This is a genomic window from Gynuella sp. (assembly GCF_050297175.1).
GTDB lineage: Bacteria > Pseudomonadota > Gammaproteobacteria > Pseudomonadales > Natronospirillaceae > Gynuella.
The window spans coordinates 93,853-118,158 of the sequence record NZ_JBNKSF010000052.1 but is presented as its reverse complement, the minus strand read 5'-3'; the positions used below and the strand labels follow the sequence as shown (position 1 = coordinate 118,158).

Annotated in this window: 29 protein-coding genes; 22 read left to right on the top strand and 7 right to left on the bottom strand. The window is 47.9% G+C overall.

Annotated elements, in window-relative coordinates; all coding sequences use genetic code 11:
- The coding region (locus ACQY6I_RS20530; RefSeq protein WP_428243384.1) for a hypothetical protein at positions 1-214 on the bottom strand (214 nt) is incomplete at its 3' end.
- 64 nt (positions 215-278) lie between these two features.
- A complete protein-coding gene (locus ACQY6I_RS20525; protein WP_428243383.1) occupies positions 279-1,208 on the bottom strand; it encodes an AEC family transporter in 930 nt (309 codons plus the stop codon).
- Between the two features lie 27 nt (positions 1,209-1,235).
- Here ACQY6I_RS20525 and ACQY6I_RS20520 point away from each other — a divergent pair, with 27 nt between their 5' ends.
- Positions 1,236-1,715, top strand: a complete 480-nt coding sequence (locus ACQY6I_RS20520) for a DUF523 domain-containing protein (RefSeq protein ID WP_428243382.1) — start codon at positions 1,236-1,238, stop codon at positions 1,713-1,715.
- Between the two features lie 303 nt (positions 1,716-2,018).
- The gene (pfkA, locus tag ACQY6I_RS20515; RefSeq protein WP_428243381.1) at positions 2,019-2,987 is read left to right on the top strand and encodes a 6-phosphofructokinase; all 969 of its coding nucleotides are present in this window, start codon (positions 2,019-2,021) and stop codon (positions 2,985-2,987) included.
- A gap of 102 nt (positions 2,988-3,089) precedes the next feature.
- Here pfkA and moeA read toward each other — a convergent pair whose 3' ends face one another.
- From moeA to ACQY6I_RS20500, 3 genes are all read right to left on the bottom strand, one after another.
- A complete protein-coding gene (gene moeA / locus ACQY6I_RS20510; RefSeq protein ID WP_428243380.1) occupies positions 3,090-4,325 on the bottom strand; it encodes a molybdopterin molybdotransferase MoeA in 1,236 nt (411 codons plus the stop codon).
- A 70-nt stretch (positions 4,326-4,395) separates the two neighbouring features.
- Positions 4,396-5,061, bottom strand: coding sequence for a two-component system response regulator NarL (gene narL / locus ACQY6I_RS20505; protein WP_428243379.1), 666 nt, complete (start codon positions 5,059-5,061; stop codon positions 4,396-4,398).
- A gap of 131 nt (positions 5,062-5,192) precedes the next feature.
- Positions 5,193-6,962 (bottom strand): histidine kinase, encoded by a 1,770-nt coding sequence (locus tag ACQY6I_RS20500; protein WP_428243378.1) that lies wholly within the window; start codon positions 6,960-6,962, stop codon positions 5,193-5,195.
- Positions 6,963-7,218: 256 nt separating this feature from the next.
- On the opposite strand from ACQY6I_RS20500, the gene ACQY6I_RS20495 reads away from it, so the two are divergent.
- The 20 genes from ACQY6I_RS20495 (at position 7,219) to ACQY6I_RS20400 (ending at position 22,761) form a co-directional block, all read left to right on the top strand.
- A complete protein-coding gene (locus tag ACQY6I_RS20495) occupies positions 7,219-8,679 on the top strand; it encodes a CYTH domain-containing protein (RefSeq protein WP_428243377.1) in 1,461 nt (486 codons plus the stop codon).
- Positions 8,680-8,893: 214 nt separating this feature from the next.
- The gene (locus ACQY6I_RS20490; protein WP_428243376.1) at positions 8,894-10,684 is read left to right on the top strand and encodes a GspE/PulE family protein; all 1,791 of its coding nucleotides are present in this window, start codon (positions 8,894-8,896) and stop codon (positions 10,682-10,684) included.
- Between the two features lie 494 nt (positions 10,685-11,178).
- A complete protein-coding gene (locus ACQY6I_RS20485) occupies positions 11,179-13,062 on the top strand; it encodes a carbohydrate-binding protein (protein WP_428243375.1) in 1,884 nt (627 codons plus the stop codon).
- Positions 13,063-13,361: 299 nt separating this feature from the next.
- Positions 13,362-14,732 carry a cellulase family glycosylhydrolase gene (locus tag ACQY6I_RS20480; RefSeq protein ID WP_428243374.1) on the top strand — a complete coding sequence of 457 codons (1,371 nt, stop codon included), beginning with the start codon at positions 13,362-13,364 and terminating at the stop codon, positions 14,730-14,732.
- Positions 14,733-15,287: 555 nt separating this feature from the next.
- Entirely contained in the window at positions 15,288-16,265 is a 978-nt protein-coding gene (locus ACQY6I_RS20475; protein WP_428243373.1) for a GNAT family N-acetyltransferase, read from the top strand.
- A gap of 394 nt (positions 16,266-16,659) precedes the next feature.
- A complete protein-coding gene (locus ACQY6I_RS20470; protein ID WP_428243372.1) occupies positions 16,660-17,637 on the top strand; it encodes a sigma 54-interacting transcriptional regulator in 978 nt (325 codons plus the stop codon).
- A 4-nt stretch (positions 17,638-17,641) separates the two neighbouring features.
- The gene (locus ACQY6I_RS20465) at positions 17,642-18,079 is read left to right on the top strand and encodes a hypothetical protein (protein ID WP_428243371.1); all 438 of its coding nucleotides are present in this window, start codon (positions 17,642-17,644) and stop codon (positions 18,077-18,079) included.
- A complete protein-coding gene (locus ACQY6I_RS20460; protein ID WP_428243370.1) occupies positions 18,054-18,356 on the top strand; it encodes a hypothetical protein in 303 nt (100 codons plus the stop codon). Before ACQY6I_RS20465 ends, ACQY6I_RS20460 begins: the two co-directional genes overlap by 26 nt.
- A 15-nt stretch (positions 18,357-18,371) precedes the next feature.
- The gene (locus ACQY6I_RS20455; protein ID WP_428243369.1) at positions 18,372-18,740 is read left to right on the top strand and encodes a hypothetical protein; all 369 of its coding nucleotides are present in this window, start codon (positions 18,372-18,374) and stop codon (positions 18,738-18,740) included.
- A complete protein-coding gene (locus ACQY6I_RS20450; protein ID WP_428243368.1) occupies positions 18,733-19,038 on the top strand; it encodes a hypothetical protein in 306 nt (101 codons plus the stop codon). Before ACQY6I_RS20455 ends, ACQY6I_RS20450 begins: the two co-directional genes overlap by 8 nt.
- Before the next feature lie 125 nt (positions 19,039-19,163).
- Positions 19,164-19,382, top strand: coding sequence for a RebB family R body protein (locus tag ACQY6I_RS20445; RefSeq protein ID WP_428243367.1), 219 nt, complete (start codon positions 19,164-19,166; stop codon positions 19,380-19,382).
- Between the two features lie 37 nt (positions 19,383-19,419).
- On the top strand, positions 19,420-19,722 hold the full coding sequence (locus ACQY6I_RS20440; RefSeq protein ID WP_428243366.1) for a hypothetical protein: 303 nt from the start codon (positions 19,420-19,422) through the stop codon (positions 19,720-19,722).
- A 19-nt stretch (positions 19,723-19,741) separates the two neighbouring features.
- Complete coding sequence (locus ACQY6I_RS20435) at positions 19,742-20,299, top strand: hypothetical protein (RefSeq protein WP_428243365.1); 558 nt, start codon at positions 19,742-19,744, stop codon at positions 20,297-20,299.
- 303 nt (positions 20,300-20,602) lie between these two features.
- Entirely contained in the window at positions 20,603-20,827 is a 225-nt protein-coding gene (locus tag ACQY6I_RS20430) for a RebB family R body protein (protein ID WP_428243364.1), read from the top strand.
- A 34-nt stretch (positions 20,828-20,861) separates the two neighbouring features.
- A complete protein-coding gene (locus ACQY6I_RS20425; protein ID WP_428243363.1) occupies positions 20,862-21,098 on the top strand; it encodes a RebB family R body protein in 237 nt (78 codons plus the stop codon).
- 49 nt (positions 21,099-21,147) lie between these two features.
- Positions 21,148-21,414 (top strand): RebB family R body protein, encoded by a 267-nt coding sequence (locus ACQY6I_RS20420; protein WP_428243362.1) that lies wholly within the window; start codon positions 21,148-21,150, stop codon positions 21,412-21,414.
- 41 nt (positions 21,415-21,455) lie between these two features.
- Entirely contained in the window at positions 21,456-21,695 is a 240-nt protein-coding gene (locus ACQY6I_RS20415; protein ID WP_044619460.1) for a RebB family R body protein, read from the top strand.
- Positions 21,696-21,790: 95 nt separating this feature from the next.
- Positions 21,791-22,000, top strand: a complete 210-nt coding sequence (locus ACQY6I_RS20410) for a hypothetical protein (protein ID WP_428243361.1) — start codon at positions 21,791-21,793, stop codon at positions 21,998-22,000.
- Positions 22,001-22,057: 57 nt separating this feature from the next.
- Positions 22,058-22,327, top strand: coding sequence for a hypothetical protein (locus ACQY6I_RS20405; protein WP_428243360.1), 270 nt, complete (start codon positions 22,058-22,060; stop codon positions 22,325-22,327).
- A 59-nt stretch (positions 22,328-22,386) separates the two neighbouring features.
- The gene (locus tag ACQY6I_RS20400; protein ID WP_428243359.1) at positions 22,387-22,761 is read left to right on the top strand and encodes a hypothetical protein; all 375 of its coding nucleotides are present in this window, start codon (positions 22,387-22,389) and stop codon (positions 22,759-22,761) included.
- Between the two features lie 237 nt (positions 22,762-22,998).
- On the opposite strand, the gene ACQY6I_RS20395 is transcribed toward ACQY6I_RS20400, so the two are convergent.
- Complete coding sequence (locus ACQY6I_RS20395) at positions 22,999-23,226, bottom strand: hypothetical protein (RefSeq protein ID WP_428243358.1); 228 nt, start codon at positions 23,224-23,226, stop codon at positions 22,999-23,001.
- A 5-nt stretch (positions 23,227-23,231) separates the two neighbouring features.
- The gene (locus ACQY6I_RS20390) at positions 23,232-24,122 is read right to left on the bottom strand and encodes a hypothetical protein (protein ID WP_428243357.1); all 891 of its coding nucleotides are present in this window, start codon (positions 24,120-24,122) and stop codon (positions 23,232-23,234) included.
- Positions 24,123-24,306 lie beyond the last annotated feature (184 nt).

Sequence of the window (24,306 nt, the reverse complement as noted above, 5' to 3'; positions counted from 1 at the left end):
TCCGCAAAATTAAATCATGCCCCCCAAGTAACTCTTTTTTGCCGTCGATATTCAAACTGGGAATAGTGTGGATAGCTTTAAAGAGAAAGACAGAAAAAACAGCGTTCAAGATCATAAAAACAAGCAGGTAAAAAAGCTCGGTTATTTCCCGTGAGTGTCTGCTTATGACTTTCAGGTATCGCCGTCTCTGAATCCCGGTTTTGGATGGATGCATTTATGCTGATAACCATTGGTGAGAGGCTGGTCATGTTAGCCGTATCCAGTTTCGCTGAATACCGTTACGTCAATTGCAATGTCTGTAACAGCACCAGACCCAGTGTTATCGCAAACGGGCACAGTGCGGTTGTCAGGGCAACTGACTCGGCTGCCAGTGCGCCATAGGGTGTCATGGCACGGGCCATGATATAGGAAGCGGTAGCGCTGGGTGTGGCCATCATCATAAACAATATTCCCAGGTCTGTTCCCCGAAACCCCATCAGCAGTGCAGCCGGGACGGTAATCATGGGAATGATTATCAGTTTGAAAGCGGTGATCCAGATTACGTCACGTTGGTTGGATCTGGCTGAGTGCCAGTTCAGTGTCCCGCCGATGGCCAGTAATGCCAGTGGAATGGTGAGGTGGGCAAAGTATTCAGCGCTGCGACTGATCAGGAATGGTACCTGTACGCCACTGAGGCTCCAGAGTATCCCCAGTACCACACCAATAATCAGTGGGTTTTTTAATATACTTTGTAGCTGTGAGCGAACATCTCCGGCATTTAGCAGTACCACGGAGAGGATGTTGTACAAAATGACCATAAACGAAATATACACACTGGCGCTGACGAGACCGGCGTCGCCATAGGCATTGATGCATAACGCCAGGCCGATAATGCCCATGTTGCCGCGAAATGCACACTGGGCAAAAACGCCACGCTTGTCTTTGTCTGTAATTATTGGCGCAATGAGCCACAGTGCTGCGACGATGATTAGTGTCATAATAGCCCCAAACATTACCAGTTTGAGGTTTAGGGAATCCGCCAGCGATTTATTGGCGATGGAAATGAATAGCAGGCTGGGTAGTGAGATATTGAACACCAGACGATTGGCCACGATTACGAACTGGTCGTTGATGAAGTTGGCGTGTTTAAACCAGATTCCCAACGCTAAGATGAGCAGAATGGGGCCTGTCACATTGATGGCCGAAAAAAGCGCGTGAAGTAACGACATAACGATCCTGAAGTGATGAGGTAGTCTATGAAGGTTCTAATCAGTGCCTGTCTGTTGGGGGAGCCCGTTCGGTATGATGGCAAGGGCAAACCTGTCACCAGTCCGATACTCCAGCAATGGCAGCAGTCGGGTCAGCTGCTACCGTTTTGTCCGGAACTGGCAGGCGGTCTGCCTGTGCCGCGGGAGCCTGCAGAAATTCAACCTGATCACCGTATTGTCACACACTCGCAGTTAGATGTAACCGGGGCTTTTGAACTGGGTGCCCGGCAGGCGCAAAAACTGGTGCAGGACCATGGGATAAAAATAGCAATCATGACTGATCTCAGCCCTTCCTGTGGCTCTACACATATTTACGATGGCAGTTTCGGTGGTCGTGTTGTTGAAGGGGAAGGGCGAACGGTTCAGTATTTACGGCAAGCTGGTGTACGGGTATTCAGTCAGCATCAGATCGATCAGGCCTGGCAATACTGGCAAAAACAGGTAACGGGCTGTGATAAGGGTCTATGATGAAATAAAATTTCATTTTTAAGTTTGAGGCTGTAGGTCCTTTTTTATCATTTTCAGCCGCTGCAATGTTCTGAGAGGCCTGGGTTTTTGTGCAGGCGACAGGCTGGAAAGCCGCCTTTGCAGCGGCTAAGTCACTAAAATTCTGAATTGTCTGAAGTTATGTTTGAACTCTGGCGGTATTGTGAAACAACGCTGGGAAACTGAGCAACATCAATAGATACTGAAAATATCAGGATTCTGATTGCTGTATGATGGATGATTTTGTAATTTTATTACCAAATTCACTTGAGTGGGGGTTCCAAAATGGGAGCGGTTAAGAAAATAGGTGTGTTAACGAGTGGTGGTGATTCTCCAGGGATGAATGCAGCTGTCAGGGCCGTTGTCAGAGCCGGTATTGACCAGGGGTTACAGGTATTCGGTGTGTACGACGGGTATCTGGGGCTTTACGAGAATCATATTGAGGAGCTTACCAGACGGTCTGTGTCCAACATCATTAACCGTGGTGGTACTGTGCTTGGGTCTGCCCGGTTCCCTCAATTCAAAGAACTGAGTGTGCGCGAAAAAGCGGTGGAAAATCTGAAGGCTGCCAATATCGATGCGCTGGTGGTGATTGGTGGCGATGGCAGCTATATGGGGGCCAAGGCTCTGACTGAAATGGGGTTCCCCTGCATAGGTTTGCCGGGCACGATTGACAATGATATCAATGGTACCGATTACACTATTGGTTTTTTCACTGCGCTGAATACCGTTTTGGAAGCGATCGATCGTTTGCGCGATACCAGTACCTCGCATCACCGGATCTCCATTGTTGAAATCATGGGCCGCCACTGCGGTGATTTAACGGTATCTGCTGCTATTGGTGGTGGGGCCGAGTTTTGTATCGTGCCTGAGCGTGGGTTAGACGAGGCAGACCTGATTGCCAAGCTCAAATCTCAGGTTGGCCGTGGTAAGAAGCATGCGATTGTGGCGTTGACGGAAAAGGTCACTGATGCCAATGCCCTGGCTGAGAAAATTGAAGCAGAAACCGGTTTGGAGACCCGTGCGACGATCCTGGGTCATATTCAGCGTGGCGGTAATCCAACGGCGTTTGATCGTTTGTTGGCGAGCCGGATGGGCAGCTATGCCGTGGATCTGCTGGTACAGGGTGAGGGTGGCCGTTGTGTAGGGATTCATAACGATCAGCTGGTGCATCACGATATCATTGATGCCATGGAAAACATGCGTCGACCATTCAATGACAAGCTCTTTGATCTGAGTATCAAGCTGGCCTGAGCCGGATCGAGATAACCTCACGGGTGACTGGTAATGCCGTCACCCGCATCCCTCGCCGGTCTGTACACCGGAGCACTTGCTTATTTGTATCTGCCTGTCGGTTTATCCCAGCAGCGCGTCAAACCATTGTACTTTGACTGAATCCCCAACCTTCACCGGTTCCGTTTGCGGTGCCAGAATGACGTAGCCATTGGCTCGGGTTAATGAGGTCAGCATGTGTGAGCCCTGAGCTCCGGTGCTACGAACCGCCAGTCGCCCCTGATCATCATGGAACAAGATACCGCGTTGAAAATCGGTTCTGCCCGGTGATGTTTTAAAATCAGATGCAGCAATGGCGGTCTGGGTCGGGTAGTGAATCTGTTCGTGACCCTGCATTTTTTTTAGAGCCGGTACCGCCAACTGGTGGAAGGTTACCAGCGCCGAAACCGGATTGCCGGGCAGACCAAAAAACACTGCCTGGTCAATACGACCGAATGCCACAGGTTTGCCGGGTTTGATGGCCAGCTTCCAGAAGTTTACTTCGCCAATCTCGGTCAGAATATCTTTGGTGTAATCGGCTTCGCCGACAGACACGCCGCCAGTGGTAATGATGGCGTCGCAATCTTTTGCGGCGCTTAGGAATGCGTTTTTCAGTTGCTCCTTATCATCGGCAATAATGCCAAAGTCCCGGACTGCAATGCCCATTCGGGTCAGCATGGCATGAATGGCCGGACGGTTGGATTCGTACAGTTCTCCCGGATTTAGCGTGGTGCCCGGGAGTTTCAGTTCATCGCCGGATGCCAGCAGTGCCACTTTCAGTTGCCGTTTGACTGACACGCTGGCGATGCCCAGCGCCGCGAGTACGGCGATATCTGCTGTGTTGATACGGTGGCCAGCGTCATAGACGGTCGCATCGGCGGCGATATCCTCACCGGCGCGGCGGATATTCCGGTTGAGCACCAGTCCGTCGCTGAAGGCCACTGTGTCATCATCGAGGATAGTGGCATTTTCCTGCATGATCACGCAATTGGCTCCGGGCGGCAGTTGTGCCCCGGTCATGATGCGAACACACTCTCCGGGTGCGACGGTTTGTTCGAATGGATGTCCAGCCAGGCAACGACCAATCAATCGATAACTGGCAGGTGCCGGTTCTGTCAGGTGAATGGCATAACCGTCCATAGCGGAATTCGTGTAGGGGGGAACGTTGACGTGGCTGATGACCGGTTCGGCAAGTACCCGGCCAATGCTTTGCCCCAGTTCAACAATCTGTTGTGTTTCTGTTGGATGTATTTCTGCCAGCAGACGGGAAAGTGCCGTTTCAAATGGCAATAGTCCTGCGGGTGTGTCACAGCAACTCATGGTGGCTCCTAATCTGGTTTGTTGGGTGCTTTTCAGCACACAAAAGATAAGATGACGTTATGTTTGGTGATCAGAGCAACCACTGGTTTTCGACGACCCAGACGGCTGCTTCCACACGGGACCGCATGCCCAGTTTGTTGAGCAGTCGTTTGACGTGAACTTTGACGGTTCCTTCAGCGATATCCAGGTCGCGGGCAATCATCTTGTTGGATTGGCCATCGGCAATCAGTTTCAACACTTGCCGCTCACGGTCTGTCAGATCGGCCGGGCTGGGGCCATTGATGATTTTGCGGTCACGCAGGGCTTTGGAAATCACATCCATCAGCTCGGGGCTGAAAATCTGTTGGCCGCCGGCACAGTTCAGAATGCTCTTGATCAGATCCTCGGGTTCCATGTCCTTCAGCAGATAGCCATCAGCACCGGCACGCAGGGCCCGAAATACGTCTGCATGATCATTGGACACGGTGAAAACGATAATTTTTGAGTGTACTTCCGCATTGCGAATTTGCCGGATGGTCTCAATGCCATCCATGACCGGCATGTTAAGGTCCATCAGGATCAAATCGGGCTCATCCTGAGTGACTATCTTAATTGCCTGTTCGCCACTGCTGGCCTGACCGATCGGATTCAGTCTGGGCTCCATTTCCAGCAACTGCATCAGACCCCGGCGCATCATCGGATGGTCGTCGACAATGAGTACATCTGCAATGGTTTCGATGGCGGACTGGTCAGACATGGATATCTCTCCTGCTCTGGCGCTTGTTATGGTTTATCGTATGAATGTTGTGCCGGAAGTATCCGAGTCTAGCATGTAAAATGTCTATCCTGGATTGCTGTCGGGCAAGTTCTGGGTCGGTTTCCACCACCTTATTCAGTCACTTCAGTGGCAGTCTGTGGTGTAAACGTCAGGATCACTGAGGTACCTTGTGCCGGCTTGGCAAAATGAATCTCACCCTGTAGTCGTTGTGCCCGCTCCTGCAAGATATTCAGGCCATAATGTCCAGGTTGATGGTCATTCTGTCTCAGGCCAATGCCATCGTCTGTAATGGTAACCTCCACCTGATCCTGATGATTCAGTAGCTGTACACTGCAAAGGCTCGCTCTGGCGTGTTTGATCACGTTAGACATGCATTCACGGATGATATGGAGTACATGAACTTCTTCATGGGGGGCAAGCTGGTTCTTGAGATCATAGTGCAGTTGAAAATCTGTCGAACTGTATTGATTAAACTCCTCAATGGTAGTCTGCAACGCCTGATGCAGTTCCTGAGCTTCGGTTTTAAGACGGAAAGTGGTAATCAGTTCCCTGAGCTGTTTGTAACTGTTGTTCAGGGCATCGCTGAACTCTTGCAGTAATGTCTCTACATCTTCAGCATCGTAGGGTTCCCGTAATCGTAGCCTCAGCCGGGTGAGCTGAATTTTCAGATAGGAAAGGTTCTGGGCAATAGAGTCGTGAAGTTCCCGAGCAATAATGGCGCGTTCGCTGGCGAGCGCTACCCGGGCCTCATTGGCGGCGTGATCGGCGAGTAGAATCGCATTGGCGATAATGTCCGTCATCGTGTTAATGACCCGTATCTGCCAGTCTTCGAACCGTATCGGATTTGAGCAGGCCACCAGTCCGAGCAGGCGCTCTTTAAAGCGCACCGGGAACAGGCTCTGGTCGTTGTCCATGACATCAATCGGCCCCTTGGCATTGACGCCGGCACGCTCCAGAGCCGAGAGGTAATAACGGACAGAAGGTATGTCGTCGTTAAGATCATCCTGACTGAAAAAACGTATTTTGCGTACCATGGTGGCATCAGACAGCTGCTGCAGAATACTTGGAACCAGCACCAGTACCTGATCCGGATGGCGGCTGAACGTGCGGCTGGCGTTATACAACAATTCCAGCGTGCGGTTGGTGCGTTGAATTTCCTTGGTTTTATCCATCACCTTGGTTTCAAGGTCGTCATACAGTTCAGACAGATCCTGTGCCATGTTATCAAACGTTTCGCTCAACAGACCCAGCTCATCATTGGAATGATAGCCCACTTGCGTGGAAAAATTTCTCTGGCGGAGTTGTTCGGCGGCGACGGTCAATTGTTTCAGCGGCGTCACGATATTCTGGCGCAGCACGTAGATTAACAGGATGGTGATGATAATGGTCAGGCTGATCACAATGCCCTGAACCTGGCGCAGGCGTTGAATTTTAATCTCGGAATTGCGTTGAAACTCCTGCACCAGTACATCAATGTGATTCACAAATTGATCCACTTCGTTGAGAAACTGTTGTGGATGTTGCCCCAGTATTATTGGTTTTAGATGGGTCCAGGTATCCAATACCAGGTGATATTGCCGGTAGGTGGAGTGTTTTGGGTTGTCAGGCACAACATTCACCAGGGTCTTGGAATAGAGGCTGTTTTCAAATTCGATCGCCAGCGCCGGTAATTGAGAGCGTAACTGCGGCTGCTGCAGTCTTGACGCCATTCTGTGAGATTGCATGCGCAAAGAACCGCTGACGTTAATGGCGGCGGCATCGCCTTCGGTAATTTGGGTAACCAGAAGTGAATAACCCATACTGATGAGGGCCAGTATCGTGATCAGGGTAAACAGACTGCTTAGCTTAACGACTAAAGAAAGTTTTGGTAACACGATCATCGACACTCTAATCTGAAAAAGTAGTGATATTGATAGCCTGTACAACACAGCGCCGTTGACCGGCAAAACAAAAAATATGTCATCTGATTAATTTTGTAACAGATTGCCTTTTTAGATGCCACCGGCCTAGGTATGATTCAGTCTTGGTTAAGGATAGTCCGAAAAATGTCTGAAGTGGATTTTGTGCTCGGACTTTCCAATTCTGGAAGAGCAAAGGTTTGCCCCGTTGCGAAAAAATTACAACAGGAGTACTCACATGGGACAGGAAATTGAGTTGAAACTGGTGTTGTCGAAAGACGACATTCAGCAGTTCCGGCGGCATGAGATCTTTTCCCGCTATAGTTCCGGATCCAGTGTATGGTCATTATCCAATCGTTATTTCGATACCGTTGATCAGGCCTTAACTCAAGCTGGAGTGGCATTACGCATTCGTTGTCAGGACAATACATTTATCCAGACAGTCAAGGCGGGTGGAAGCAATATCGCCGGGCTACACCAGCGAACTGAGCATGAATGGCTGCTTGAGGGTGATGTCCTGGATCTGTCACTGATTCCATCCGGTTTGATCCCGGAGCATGTCAATCCTGCAGATATCCGCCAGCAGTTTGCCACCGATTTCGAGCGTGAATGCTGGTTGCTGCAACTGGAGGATGGTGCTGAAGTGGAAGTGGTGCTGGATCAGGGAGCCGTCAAAGCCGGTCACCACTGTGATCCTATCTGTGAAGTGGAGCTGGAACTCAAATGTGGCGAGGTTTCTGCACTGTTTGAACTGGCCCGCCAGCTTGGTGATGATATTCCGCTGGTGCCGAGTGACATCAGTAAAGCCGAGCGAGGCTATCGGCTGCTCAACAATGTGACCGGAGCCTGTGCCAATGTGCCAGTGGTGAAAGCAGACGACACCGTGGAAACCGCATTTGCAGTCCTGCTTGGTTTTGAATTGGAAAGTCTCCAGCGTCAATGGGAAGCCTTTCATTTCACTCAGAACTGGACCCATCTGTACAGTTTCCGCAGTACGCTTGGCAATATTCGCACTCACTTCCTGTTGTTCAAGGACATTCTACCTAATCCCTCTCTGGAAATACCGCTGGCAGCACTGAGTTGGCTGGAAGACAAATTCAATCCGATGTTGAACTGGTGGCCTGCCTGTTATGCCCTGAGCCGTCAGGCCAACGACCCGCCGCGCACTGCCAGTGAAGCATTGCAACAGGCCAAGGCGAGACATGCACTCGAGCAGCTGCTGGCGTTGGAACAACAACCCGAATTTGGTTTACGCCTGTTATCACTGAGTGTCTGGCTGCATGATCAGCAATGGCGTGATTACTACGACGACGATATAAGACAACGGGCCGGAATTGCCGTCAGTGAGTCTATTCTGGAACCCTTACGTCATCAGTGTGCAGCGTTACACCTGTCTGAATGTGGAGGAAATGCCAGTTACTGGCTGGAGCGTCAACCCATGGTGCAGGGGTTAAATCATCTCTGCCGCACTTTGGAAGGGATGCTGGACTGTGAGTTGACTCATATGCGCAACGAACTCGATCATATCGAGGACAATCTGGTTGAACTCAATGCCATGGACGTTGTCTCACACTTGGGTGACTGGTTGCAGCGACTGAGTTTCGAAGAAAAGCAGTCCGTCAACAGTTGGGCCCGTACTCAGCCTGTGGTGATGCGTAACTTGAATGTATTGGCGCAGAAACTCGCAAATGGCATTTAAGGGGGCACTGAAACAATGTCTGTTACCTCGTCAGAGATAGTTGTTCTAGGTGAGGTAGTATTAAAACTGCTGCCATTTGTCGCAGCCTCATCAGCATAACTGTGTAAAAACGGGGAAACGTCCCCGTTTCTTGCTCTGGTAACTGGCCAATCCGTGTGGTTTGGTCCAGCATGTTTTCTTCTTCATTCATCCATGACAGTAACGCTTCTTCACTATGGTGATACGACAAAGACCCCTGATCCCGAAAACAGGAAAACTACAACTCCGTTCTCTTATCGATGCACTGGTCAGCGATGGCATGGTTTCCCGTGACGCCGCAGAAAATGCACTGATCCAGCCGCGAGGGGCTGACTTTTCAGCACAGCACCCGATGATTCAGATTGCCGCATTTGACCTTGAATGGAAGAAGCGGCCTGGTAAAAAACTGTCGCCTGCGGTGCTGGCGGAGTGGCTGAGTGAGCAGACAGGGTTTCCCTATTATCACATTGACCCTCTGAAGATTGATGCCAGGGCTGTGACTCAGGTGATGTCATTTGAGTTTGCCAAACGCCAGGGGGTGCTGCCGGTCGAAGTCAATGAACACGAAGTCGTCATTGCTACATGCGAACCGTTTATTCGTGGCTGGGAAGAGACGGTTGAACAGATTACCCGCAAGACCGTACGAAAAGTGATTTCATCCGTGGATGACATTCAGCGTTACAGTGTGGAATTTTTCACGCTGGCGAAATCTGTCTCCGGGGCAACCAAAAGTGGCGAGCGTGTCGGTGCCGGGGTCGGCAATTTTGAACAGTTGCTGGAGCTCGGCAATCTGAAATCCCCAGATGCCAACGATGAGGGGATCATTAATATTGTCGACTGGATCCTGCAATATGCGTTCGATCAGCGGGCCAGTGATATACATATCGAACCACGTCGCGAACAAGCATTTGTACGTTTTCGTATCGATGGGGTACTGCACCTGGCTTATAACATGCCAATACAGGTCGGTATGGCGGTAACCAGCAGGATCAAAATTCTCGGCCGTATGAATGTTGCCGAAAAACGCAAGCCTCAGGATGGGCGTCTTAAGACCAAAAGTCAGGAAGGGAATGAGATCGAATTGCGCTTGTCGACATTACCAACCGCGTTTGGCGAAAAGCTGGTGATGCGGATTTTCGACCCCGAGGTGCTGTTACGGCCATTTGAGCAACTGGGTTTTCGTGAAGAGGAACTGGCCCGCTGGCATAAGATGTCTTCTCAGCCAAACGGTATCATCTTTGTCACCGGCCCTACGGGTTCCGGTAAAACCACCACGCTTTATTCCACTCTAAAGCAGCTGGCCACCAGCGAAGTGAATGTCTGTACCATTGAAGATCCTATTGAGATGGTGGAGCCGGCATTCAATCAGATGCAGGTGCAGCACAATATTGAACTCGACTTTGCTGAGGGCGTTAAGGCGTTACTGCGTCAGGACCCTGACATCATCATGATCGGGGAGATTCGTGATCTCGAAACGGCGCAAATGGCTATCCAGGCAGCGCTGACCGGTCATTTGGTATTGAGCACTCTGCATACCAATGACGCCCCCACAGCGATCACCCGGCTGCTCGACCTGGGAGTGCCCGGGTATCTGATCAAATCGACAGTGTTGGGGGTGATGGCGCAACGGCTGGTGCGAACACTGTGCCCGCATTGCAAGGAAGAAAGTGTTATCAGCAAAGAAGACTGGCAGCAGTTGACCCATCCCTGGAGTGCACAGCCACCCACCAGAATCTATCGACCGGTTGGTTGTCTGGAATGCCGCAACACCGGGTATTTGGGGCGCAGTGGTTTATATGAAATTTTCCTGCTGACAGAAACTCTGGGGGAGTTTATTTCCAATGATGTGGATCTTGTGAAGTTCCGCAATCAGGCCATCAAAGAGGGAATGCATACTCTGCGCTTAAGTGGAGCCAAAAAAGTGGCTGCCGGCCTGACTACCGCGGAAGAGGTCATGCGGGTTACTCCCGAATCGAGAATGAAGTAGGGCATAAGTGCCAATAACGCTTTTAGAGAACCTCTGAAAAATGGCCTGTTTTCGCGCAGGACGTTGTCAGCCCCCGTCTCACATTCTCTTTACGCCCGTAAATTGCGGTGTTACGAGTGGTGCTTCCTCGCCTGCATCAACATTATTCCTATTTTTCAGAGGCCCCTTAACATTTGCGGGTATTGACAAAAATGCGTCTGACGATCATGTTTATGGTGGTGCTCTATTCGTCAGGAAGAGCGTTATCAGTTCATAAAAGACTATTCGCCGAATAAAGCGCTTGAAACAAGGGTATTTTTCGTTTGTTTCCCAGTAGCACCAGGGGTGGGTGCAAAATTTGAGAGTTGTTTGTTGTTATTTTTTTTCGTTAGTATGAGTACCAAGATATTTTTATAAATGTGTTGGACTTCTAGAAATACCGATTTCCCGATAGACAGCCCAAGCATAACCGATAACATTATTAACAAATATAATTAAAATGTTAAAGGAACCCTATGACTGCAGATCATATTCGAATGAGAAAAACGCAGACCTATCAGAGTGCTTTAATGCCTATTGGTCGATATATTCACGGTTTAATGGTCACTATGCTGCTGCTTGTTGGTTTTCAGACGCGTGCTGAGCATCAGGAGGTCAATGCTCATCAATTATTAGTCCAATGCCAGAGCGAAAATTTTTGTATCATCCATTATCAGATCAATGATGGCATTCAGCAAAACGTTCAGATGGAAAATAAAGGAAATGGGCGTTTCGAATATGTCCTGCCAAATCTATCGTCGGCTGACAGGGTCAGCTATTCTTTTACTTATCAGGAAAATGGCTTGGCCTACGATAGTCAGCAGCAGTCCCACGTTTTTTCGGGTGGAATCAACGATACTCCTGCTGAACCCTATCTCGGGTTTCCTTTAACTATTCCAGGTACCGTCGCTGCTGAAAACTATGATAGAGGCGGCGAGGGTTCTTCATATCACGATACCACCAGCGGCAATACCGGCGATGAATACCGTACAGACGATGTAGATATTCAAACCTCTTCATCGGGGGGGTTCAACATTGGCTGGATAAGCCCCGGTGAGTGGCTGCAGTATACGGTTAATGTCAAATCCGCAGGTACTTTTGATGTCTCGGCCAAAATCGCCACTACTGGAAATGGAGGTCGTTTTCGCTACGAGATATCCGGTGCCACGACCTTAAAAACCGATACGATCAGTTTTTCAGGAACCGGTGACTGGCAGAATTGGAAAGAAACAACCCCTGTTAGTATCAAGCTTAATGCCGGTATTCATACCCTCCGAGTAGTCTTTGAGAGTGGGGAGTTTAACTTTCATTCCTTTGACATCCGTTCAAGTGCGTATGGGGTGATTGAAGCCGAAGCCTACGATGATATGCAAGGAATAGAACGAAACAATGCTGGTATCGGCTACTTTGATGCGGGTGACTGGATAAAATACCGTGCAATCAACTTTGGCAATCAGGCTCGCAGTATTTCCTTGAAGGTTGCAGGCGAGTACAGCAATGGGATTGCACAACTCCGGCTTGATAGCCCAACAGGTCCGATGATTGCACAATATACGATGACCCCAACTGGTGGCTGGGGCAACTACCAGTCGCGAAGCTTCAATATCCAACCAACCTCCGGTGTTCATGACCTATATCTGGTCGGCAAATCAGGCTCCGGCATATTTGATCTGGATAATTTTAAATTGTCTTCGACAATCATTGATGACAGCCATCACGACACGACGATAAAAGCCATGTCATTGAATGTATATGGTTGGGCCACCATGCCGAAGTCAGCAGATGCTTATGCTAATTTAATCCACTCTCGTGATGTCGATGTGGTTGGTATTCAGGAAGGTGTTGAAGATTGGATGATTGGCCCCGGTATGCCGACCGATTACAGCAAAGCAAATGCCCTGGGAGCAGCATTAGGTTCCTGCTGGCAACAGCAATACCAGATATTTATCAATACTTGTAAAGGTAATCGCCTGATAGCGAGCCGGCGCTTTGACATGACCGATGGTCCTCATGCGACTCGTACCGGAGAATCGGTCAAACTTGTTAAAGATGGATTGGAGTATGTCATGTTAACGGTTCATTGGGATCATGAAAGTGGCACATCCAGAAGGGCTAATGCCTATGAAACCGCAGCAGAAGTCAGACGGTATAGCGCATTTCCATCTATTGTGGTGGGTGATTTCAATAGTGATTGCCGTGGTTCCGACGTTAGTACACTTGCACGTGAAGCCGGAATGAACCTTATCGGTAACGCTGGCATTGATTGTATTCTGGTAAAAGGATTCAGTGGCAGCTCACAAACGTTTTCGGCTGCACCGTCTGATCACCCAGGGCTGGATGCTGCTTTATCAGTACAGTGAGTCTTGACTCATTCAGGGAGGAATCAGACCGGACTCATCGTGACGCACGGAGGCGTCACCAGTAAGGTCCTGCTCAGGCAGTTGGAGCTTCACAAACTTCACCATTTGTTAAAGAAGGATATTCAAGTGGATCAGGACGATTCATTTGATTATCTGGTGTGTCAGGAACCTTAAAAACGTAGCGTTGTTCATTCGGCATAAAAATAAGCCGGATCTGTCAACATAGATGTAAAAATTATCATGCCGGCTATGGGTTTTTAGTATTTGGACGGCAAACCTGCAGACGAAGGAGAAAAATAATGACGATACTCAGCTGGTGTTCTGCCTCAGCAAAGAAAATTATGAAACAGGTTTTACCAGGTACATTACTGATTCCTGCTATGTTGCTTTCGGCTCATAGCCTGGCAGTAGCACCCTTGTCCGTACAGGGTAACAAAGTACTGGTCGGTGGTTCGGCTCGTAGTCTTGCCGGAAACAGCTTGTTCTGGAGTAATACAGACTGGGGTGGAGAGAAATTTTATAATGCCGAAAACGTGAGACGCATGAAACAGGAGTTTGGTGCCACGATTGTACGAGCGGCAATAGGACAAGGAGAAAGTACCGGTGGTGTGGACCTGGACTGGTGGGGAAATATGTCCCGGCTGGATGCTGTTATTCAGGCTGCCATTGATAACGATATGTATGTCATTGTCGATTATCACAGCCATCGGGCGCATGAAAACTGGGATCTGGCACGATCTTTTTTCCAGACGGTTGCCGGAAAATGGGGAGGTTATAACAACGTCATTTATGAGCTTTATAATGAACCCAAGGCTGTCTCCTGGGACAACACACTGAAGCCTTACGCCGAAAGTCTCATCGACACTATTCGTGGAATTGACCCTGATAACCTGATTATCATGGGCACTCCTAACTGGTCTCAGGATGTTGATATCGCTTCTTATAATCCCATCAACCGCCCCAACGTTGCTTATACGTTGCATTTTTACGCTGGATCACACGGACAGTGGCTGCGCGATAAAGCACAAATAGCACTGAATAATGGCATTGCATTATTCGCCACCGAATGGGGAACAATTAATGCTGATGGCGATGGCGGCGTAAACTATAACGAAACACAGGCCTGGATGAATTTCCTAAAAACCAACAATATCAGCCATGCTAACTGGGCGTGGAATGATAAAGCTGAGGGCGCATCTGTCTTTAACAGTAATGGCAGTCTCACAGCCTCTGGACAATTGGTCAAAGATATTATTCGTCAGTGGGGTGGTGGAAGTCCGGCAGGAAATACCATCAAAATCGAAGCCGAAGATTTCAGTTATCAATCAGGTACTGATGTTGAAGCCACCACTGATCAGAATGGCGGCCAGAACGTCGGTTGGATTGATAGTGGTGACTGGCTGTCGTACCTCAATATTAACGTTCCGAAATCGGGTACTTATCGAGTGTCATTCCGGGTAGCCTCTGCTTCCAGCCAGGGGACTCTGAGATTGGAGCGCTCGGGTGGAGGGCAGGTCTATGGCACTGTGCAGATTCCTGTTACCGGCGGCTGGCAATCCTGGACAACCGTGACAATGAACGTTCAGCTACAGGCTGGGGTTCAGGACTTTGGTATCGCTGCTCTTCAAGGAGGTTGGAACTTGAATTGGTTTAGCCTGACGCCTTTATAAAGAGCGATTGGTTTGCCTGTTAAAGAGTAGAGAAAAGCCCCGGTTTCGGGGCTTTTTTTTGCTCATCATTTGCTCATCATTATCATGAAAACAGATAGGACGGCCGAAGAACGTTGGATGTCAAACAAAGCCTTTCTATCGATGAAAAGGCTGGAGTATCGCTGAGTACCGTGGCGAGATATTCAAATATTTACGGTTCTTTCATTTTTTCGCTCCCGTATCGATCCGTCGGTCAGACTGAACCGAGTGGTGTTGATCATTTGTATCATTGCAGAAGCAAATAAAAATAGTCTCACATTTGTTTCACATACCGCACCGACTCAGCAAGCATAGAACAGACTGGTGATGTTTAAAGTTTTCATGCTACTCAAATGAATCGTCTACTTGTCAGACCGAGATATGTCATTCTGGTTAGTGGTTGGATTGCACCAGATAACATCTATGTTTTGGCCGAATGTGGACGTCGATGACAAAAGCACCTGAAAATCCGCCCGTTACGCAGTGGCACAGGCATTGCTCAATACGGGAAGCCGGTAATTGAAATCAGGAGCGGTTGTGTCATCCACATCTACTGTAACACCCAAAAAACAGACATTAATGCACCAAACGCCGGACCAGATCCTGGACAAACTGTTCCAGTTGCAACAGCCCGAAGTCTCGGCGGATGAACGATATGCCTTGATGCTGAGTATGCGTAAATGGCCGGGAAGTTATCAGCTAACCGCACCACAGATAGAAAAAACAGTTGCGCTGGCCAGATACCTCAGCGATTGGCCGCTGCTTCTCCGGTTGCACAGGCTGGGGCTATGGCAGGCATCGGCAGTTGAAATCAGCCTGATAGAAGCGCAGATGGGGTTTTATACACGGGCGCTGAAGCGGCTGGATGGTGATCAGCGGCAAGACGCCCAGGCAGCTCGTCACAATATTCAGCAATGCCTGGACACCTTGCCATTGGCTCGGGGTGACCTTCGCTGTGATGAAATCAGCCTGACACCGCTGGCTTGTCATCATGTCAGCGACTTTAGCTGGCAGTATGCAGATCCACAGATAGCCCGGCTGTGTAATCTTCCGGTATTTCAATCTGCACAGCATTGGATTGGATGGTTGCACGTTTGCCAGCAGGAGGTGGAACGAAGGTTGTTTGCAGTCATACATGATGAGTATGGGTTTATCGGTTCGGTCAGCATTCTGGTTTATGAGGGGATCGGTTTTTTCTATTACTGGATTGGCAAAGATTTTCAACGCAGTGGGTATGGACCCAAAGCCGTGAGAATACTTATTCGAGTGGCCCGGCAAAATCTTAAAATGAACTGTTGCTATGCTAAGGTGTTCAGTTTTAATGTGTCATCCAGTAAAGCAATACGAAAGCTGGAATTTAGATCGTTGCGTTTTCGGGCTTTACCGCCCTCAGAACAAGAAGTGTTCTACTATAGTGGGCCGGTCAAGAGTGAGTCAGTTTTGTACCGCGATCTCGCTAGTCTTCTGGATAAAATGAATTCGGGAATATTGCTCGAACCGTTCTCTCAAAAATAGCAGTGTTGAATCAGTCGTAATATTGGAGTACCTATAAAAACGATTTGTTTTTGTGTAAGACTTTGTCAGGTTGGTCGAAGGCAGTACTTTGTCTGGTGCTTATTTATATCATTTTTCTGTAACTTTGAGAGAGGTGCTTCCTTGTCTCGATCAATATTGTTATTACTTCTCAGAAATCTATTTTATCTTGATTTTTCAGGATAGAGTGATCAACCTGGCTGAATCTATCCAATATCGTTTGCTCAGGTGGACGTAACAGGCAAAAATGAAATTCAGTATTTTCAACAAAAAATTATTTTGTGACAGAATCAAAAAAAATAAGGATGATTTCAAAAGTATTAATAAGGGCTAACCATAAAAATGTTAGTTCATTTACTGAATGAGGAGATCAGATGTGAATTCAAGGTCAGATTTTACAGAGGTCTTCCCTGAGATATTGCCCGGAATAATCAGTCAGAATCCTATCATGATAAAGCTGGCTGGCTACCTGAAAAAAATATCCGTCAGTGATGGGGCTGTATTTCTCAACGGCGAAACCGGTACCGGCAAAGAGTTATTTGCCAACGCTATTCATCAGCTGAGTGGCCGACTCGGAAAGATTGTCTGTGTGAATTGTGGCGCAATTCCGGAGAGTTTGTTCGAATCACTGTTTTTTGGGCATGAAAAGGGATCGTTTACTGGCGCGGACCGAAAACAGCACGGTTTTTTTTATCAGGCTAATGAAGGGACTTTGTTTCTGGATGAAATAGCCGAGTTGCCTCTGGTGCATCAGGCAAAACTGCTACGAGTGCTTGAAAGTAGAAAATTCTCTCGAATAGGTGGTAGTGAAGTGCTTGAATTCACCGGGCGCATCGTTAGTGCATCGCATCAAAGTCTTGTGCAGCTGGTTGAAGAAAAAGAATTTCGTGAGGATCTTTGGTATCGACTAAACCTGTTTGAAGTGGTTATTCCATCGCTGCATCAGCGTCGGGATGATATTCCATTACTGGCGCGATGTTTCGCTGTTTCATCCGGAAGGATTACCCTGGCACCTTGTGCGCTACAGTTATTGCAATCATCAGAATGGCCGGGAAATATCCGTCAGTTGAAGAATGTGATCGACAAACTAACCGTATTGGCAGATAGCCAGTATGTCACTGCGGATACCATTAAACAGCTAGCCATGATAACGGAACCGGTGGACTGTGCAGCCAGAGTCGCCAAAGAAATCATTGATATGCCGATCACTAATAAACTCAAGACTATTTACGATGCGCTGATTGAGCAGGCTGTTGAAATCAGTAACGGTAATAAATCAGAGGCAGCCAGATTGCTGGGGGTTCACCGTAAAGTTATTGAACGGAGAATGGCACAGATACACATCGTGAGGTAGCAGAATGTCTGAAGATAACAATACCGGGCCCGTTCCACAAATCGTGGACGCCGCTCAGACAGGCCAGACTGACAGTCGACAACAGGGCCTGCAACAGATCAATCAGTTGCGGGAAGAAGCCGACGATCTGTTACTACAGATTATGCTGCAGCAACAGGAAAAGCTGAGTCATATGGTACAGCAGTTGCAAAGTCAGAAACGAAAACAACAGCATTCTTCATCCCAACCGGATACATCTGTCGTACCGAAGGGAGATGAAACAGATGAACGTGATGCTGTGTTGGAAGATGTTACCGATCTTCAGACGACAAATATGGTTCATCTGGACGTTGTGATAGAACGGATTAATCAAACAATGCAAAACAGTCTGAAAATGCCTTTGGCAGATCAGCATAATCATCCGGAGGAAAAAGACCATGACTCGACCGGTACTGATGTTTGATGCACATAAAGATGAACGCGGTGATTACACTTGCGATTCCGTCAGCGAAATTCCGGAAACCGAAACAGAGATACCCGGTAATTACTATACTTCAGTTGAATCTCCCGTCATCGAACCACCACAGTGGCTACTCAATGCCGACCAGCTTTTTCGGCAAAGTCTGCAAAGTAATTATAGTGGGAATTATTCGGAATACTTCGTTCAAATGCAGGATCAATTTGCCAAAATGCACGAGCTGTTGCAGCAGCAAATGGCCCAATATACCGGGAACCATTGACTCTGGAGGTCCTGGATGAGTGTTTCAATCAACCAGATCGTAACGGATGCCAATCAGTTTGAGCAACAACAACAAGAGTCCTTCAAGCAGTTTATTGATGTGAGCAAACAACTGAAAGGTGCAGTGGCTACTGCTGCCGATGAGGCTCGTAAACGATGGAATGAAAACTGTGCGTTGGTACAGAGTCTGGCGGACAGTTCCGCTACGGGGGCCTCATCGGTACTGGAGGTGCTTGCAGCTGATCCCGATTACATGAAAGGACTACAGGCGGTCAGATTATTGCCAGCGGGTTTTAATTCACCCCGACAAGTAGATTCGTATATGACCGGTTTTCAACGCAACGTCGATCAGTTAATGACAGACAGGCAGGCTTCGAATGAGTGATGCCAGTGGTCAGGATGCCAGCAGCGATGATGGCAATTCAGCCCAGGAGTTGATTCAGCCTCATTTGAATCAATCTGTTGCCCTGGCAGTACAAAGCGCTGCAGACCTGCTCAAAAATATCAATACCATAGAAACGACTGTGATTGGCGTTGCATCTGCCAGCTGGCTGGCTAATCCGGCCATGGTGGAATATAAAGAAATTATCGAAAGTGCAACCAAAACGATTACGTTTGTTTCTGAAAACCTGGTGAAAGTGGGGGAGGCGGGCGCCTCTGTTCTCAAAGATCTGAAACCCTGAAACCACTGGCAATATGGACGATAAATGCCATGTGTGGTTTTTACCCGGCCGTTGCCGACCGGTTAAAAAGCAGCCTGACTTCATATGATCAGGTTAAAAGCGATTTACTCTGTTAGGAGACTAAAATGAACAACATTTCTTCCGCCGTTGCGCAAAGTATATCGATGGTGAATGCATTAACTGTAGGAATGTCGCCAGCCATGGCAATGGGTAGCCAGTATCAAAGTATTGCCTACAACATTGGAATGGCGGCCATGAACCAAGTGTTTGCCCAGCAGCAGGCGAATATCAGTTATCAGGCATCCATCGTAGTCGGTCTGAAGTATGCGTTTGATAGTCTATGATTTTTTCTGCCAATCATTCAACTGAATGGAGATGACGATGAAAGCACAAAACCCGTTGGAGGAGGCCTCCAATCAACAGACACAGAAAATGGTAAAACAAGGAGATGAACTGTTACAGCAGTCGCTGTCTTTGTTTTCTATAGAGCCATTTCAGCCAGTAGAAATGGCATTTCCAAATGTTATCGGTCAGCCGGAAAAAGCCGTTTCGGCCGTTAATGTACAAAAAATATATGAACAGCAACAAAAGTTGTTTAATGGCTGCGAGCCTCCGATGAAGGATCAGCTGGATCAGACTCAACAGGTTCAATTAGACGATAATATTCTGTCAATGTACAAGTAAGAGTATAACGAAATCATTGATGAGCGTTTTTTCATTACCGTATTCCTTATTGCCTGATGAACACTTGGAAAAGCAGTTGGGTGTAAAACTGTGTCATCAGGTAGAACGCGATTTCCACGCTCTTCAGGAACAGCGACCGCGTATCTATCAAGAGCTGTTGAGCTATTATCTGGCATCCCGGCTCCGCAGTGCCCGAGAATCTGTGACTCAGAGGGATGCCACTTTGTTCTGGGAAATACTGAAATTAACCGAACAACAAACCTGTTCCGAGCTGGTAATTATGACCTGGCAACGGAAATTGTATATTGGCTATCTTGACATTCTTCCAGATACCTACGGCTTATTCGCGCCATTGGATCCGACACAAGCCATGATATTTGTTGAATCGCTGATCCATCAAACACTCGATAATATTCTGGGATTGGCCTTGTCCGAAGGTTGCATCGCGTTAGTGACAACACTGATTAACCCAAACCTTGCGCTGATATTCAGACGTTACGGTTTCATTATGGAAAAATCTGACATAAGCGGACTACCATTACCGGCAAGATTCCACTACCCCGTATCGCTTAAATAATGCCGTTCTTTAGCTCTCCAGACTAACTCTCAATCGCTTATCAACATCCACAATATATTTACTCCCGGTGAATGGCTGGACGGATATCACCTGATATTTTCAGGTAATGGATGAACCAGGCCATAGGATCTTTGAGCGGATCTTCACTCTCAAAAATGACACACTGAAAACTCCCGGTTTATCAACAGGTTAGCTGGGTCGAAAAAATTTTTAGTGTTGGCATGTTATGTGAAAAAGACTATTCGGATCCCTCAAAACGGGGTTTGTTGTTAACACTTTATTTGATAACAGAGGAGGTCTGTTATGTCCGATTCGGTGAATGGCGCGGTAGTCGATGCAGTTACGATTGCGAATACCAAAGTTGTTGCCGAAGCGCCAGCGATGGCGATGGGAAGTTTGTACCAAACCATCGGCAATTCGGTGGCAATGGCTGCAGCGAATGCAGTTTATGCGCAGCAACAGGCTAATGTTGCTTATCAGGCGGCGACCACGTTGGGAGTTATGAAGCTGTTTTCTCAAAACGGTTAATACCCGGTAACCGCAGTTAAATTTCGGGAGAAACATGATGACGCAACCAAGTTCACTCAACGGTGCTGTTGTTGGTTCTGTTGCAGCAACAAATGCACAGGTTAATGCAGTCGCTCCGGCGATGGCGATGGGTAGTCTATATCAGACTATTGGGAATTCTGTAGCGATGGGCGCTGCCAATGCGGTTTATGCGCAGCAGCAAGGATGGATGACTTATCAGTCTACAGGAGTTTTAGGAGTAACAAAGCTGTTTAGTGACAATAAGAGTTAATGTACTAAATTAACAATGATCAAAAAAAACATTTTCAGGAGAAAATACTATGGCTAATGCAACTCAATCCACTCAGCCAACTCACTCCACTCAGCCAACTGAAGTCAACGGAGCCGTTGTTGACGCGGTGACTATTGCCAATACTAAAGTACTGGCGGAAGCGCCGGCGATGGCGATGGGTAGCTTGTATCAAACTATCGGTAACTCTGTTGCCATGGCGGCTGCTAACGCCGTATATGCGCAACAACAAGCAAATGTTGGTTACCAGGCATCCAGTACTCTGGGTGTGACCAAATTGTTTGAGCAAAATAAATAACCCCTGAGTGAGATCAAAATTGGTTTTGACGGGAGGATACCATGAGTGAAGCAACTCAACCGACAGCGGTAAATGGCGCAGTTGTAGATGCGGTTACAATTGCCAATACCAAAGTGCTGGCGGAAGCGCCGGCGATGGCAATGGGTAGTTTGTACCAGACTATTGGTAACTCTGTTGCAATGGCTGCAGCAAATGCGGTTTATGCTCAGCAACAGGCCAATGTCAGCTATCAGGCTGCCACTACACTCGGTGTGACTAAATTGTTTTCACAGAACAAGTAACACCGGTGAACGATGTGGAAAAACGTCCCTCGGGACGTTTCTCCATAATTATCAGGCAGTGTTAATCAAATCTTAACCGTATCGGAGCAATGGTTATGGCAGAAAAAGATTATATTCATAATTCATCGAAGATAAATGATGAACTCCAGGAGCAAAGCAACAAGACCTTGCAGGTTCTGTCCATGGGTGGGTTGGTCAATGCACTGACATTATCCATGCTGAACAATACTTCCAATCAATATGCTGCTCAGACCTTGGCAAATTCTGCAATGGTACAGACGTGTAATAAGATCCTGGGATCGTAATCCGGAAATAAATTATTTTGATAGAGTATTTATCGCAAACATGTATGGAGAGATATCATGACAACCAATAAAACGCAGGATATTTCCAACTGCCTCAGTGCTCCATTTGATCCACAGAATGGAGCATCGCCCGGAAAATGGTCGTTATGTTACAACCAGAACCAAAATCAGTTGAGTATGTCCATCAACCTGACTCCACCGATTACTTCAATTGAATCTACAACGTTGCAGTCCACCATAGATACCGATGGCCTGAAAGATATGATTCAGTTTCTGTATCAAGTAAACATGGCCATGCAACAGAAAAAAGATAAGCAGAATACATGAGTCGTGGTCGGAATTTACCAGAGTAATTGTTTCATGGATTAAGCAGAGAGGAGTCGATGATGTCCGAAGCAGATAAAGACGCGGAAGGTCAGAAAGCAAATGCCGCTGATGAAAAAACTCACTTTGACGGAGTCAGTCCCCTGGAGGCCGCCGCCGCGGCCGTAGCACAATCTATCGCATTCTCTGCTCAGAACGAGGTGGATGGTGTCAAAAATCAGAGTACGATCGATATGGTGGTAATGGGGAGTGCCTACGCCAAGTGGTTGCAGAACCCGGCTATGGGTGAAGAGTTCAATAAGGTTATCGGTAGCGTTCGAACGGACGAACAGGCTGTTGGGTATGATAGCCAAAACGATATAATGAAAGGCAGTTCGCTTGAGAGTACTAAACTGGCACAGCAAATATTCAATCAATATTTTAATCCGAAAAAATAAGCCATTCAGTATATGGTGCGACGATGCATTTCAAATCGTTTTCATGTCGTTGTTCGTGGTTGTTTTCAGCCGTATTCTGATGAAGACGGATAACGACTTATCGGTTCCATCTTTAGCCGGTTCCCATGTTTGCTCCCCGCCGTGAATACATTCCTGGAAGTTCGACTGTAGACGTCACTGACCACAGCCAATACAGATTAATCGTATCCCTGGATATTATTGACCGTCATCAGGCACTCAATCTGGCTTTGGTGCGACAGGTGGGGATTGTGTGAGCGAGTCAACCAATTGTTTTTGTTGTTCGACTCTACCTTGCAGAGATTTTTCCAGCGCATTGAGGTCAACCGCATTTCCTGTCGCATTGCGAACATCTGTTGGAGACATTCCTGTCAACCATTGTTCTGGCTGCCAGTACCAGCCAAAGCGGTCGAATCGAGGGGTGGTGTTTAATTTGCTGTGTGCCATGATAATTATAAAAACATGATGGGAGACTGATTGTCCTCTGGGAAGTCTTGGTCAATCGAGTCATGATCGTGAACCGGCCATGGAATTGGTAGTACTGGCACCCGATGCAGTAAATGCCGATACAAGTGTTCACTCCAATCCATGATGCGTTCAAGATTCAGTTTTTGGTTATGTCGTGCGTGATATTCCTGCTGATAGTCAAACCAGTGTTTAGCTGCATCCGGGTCAGGGGCGGCGATAAACAAATTCGTCGTTCCCCCAGTCACAACCGGATAAAGTGCAGCAACCTGTTGTAGCATGGTTTTGAGTTTTAGCGGTAACGGCACTTTTAGACGTTCGGCCAGCAGACACAATTTCTTAGTGGCATGCAACCATTGATCGATAAATGCGTCATCCGGAAGTGGGTCCTGATAGCTGTTTTGCCTGGCAAAAATGGCGATGTCGTCAATGCAGCCGTTGAGGGTGAGGAAATCGGAATTGTCATGCATGCAATCGTTGTTATCATCACCGAGCGCAGCAGAATGTCCACAGAAGAGCTCTTTCGGATCAGGTTCTGGCAGCCAGTTTTCCCAGTTCTGCTGGATCTCCAGAGCTGACAATCCTTCGCCTTGCCGGCCCAGCCAGCGATAGTACTGGCGGAATGTCTGCATCAGCTCATCGCAGTAAGGCTGGTTACTTTCAATCTGGTTCAATCGGGCTGTTATCTCCAGAACAAGATTAAATCTGTGGTTCAGCTGATCGATCACAGCGGCAGAAATGGCCAGGCCCTGTGCCTGCAGGCAGGCCAGTGCGGCTATTTTCGACCACTCTGTCAGGCTCTGGCGTTGGTGCAGTACCGGGTCAGTTTCGTGACAGTGTTTAATGACGGTCAGAATGTGCAGGTAATCAAACGTCATATTGTCCTCTTTTGCCAGCGGCGCTGGTCGAAATGCTCCAGAAGTTGTCGGTGTATCGGCATCATGACTGCTCCGTCCATCAGCATTCCTCCCACATAGCCATGCGGTTTCAGCAAGGCCACTGGTGATCGGGTTTATAAAAATTGAGCGATAACCATGCCAGTTACCGGATACCGCATCAGAT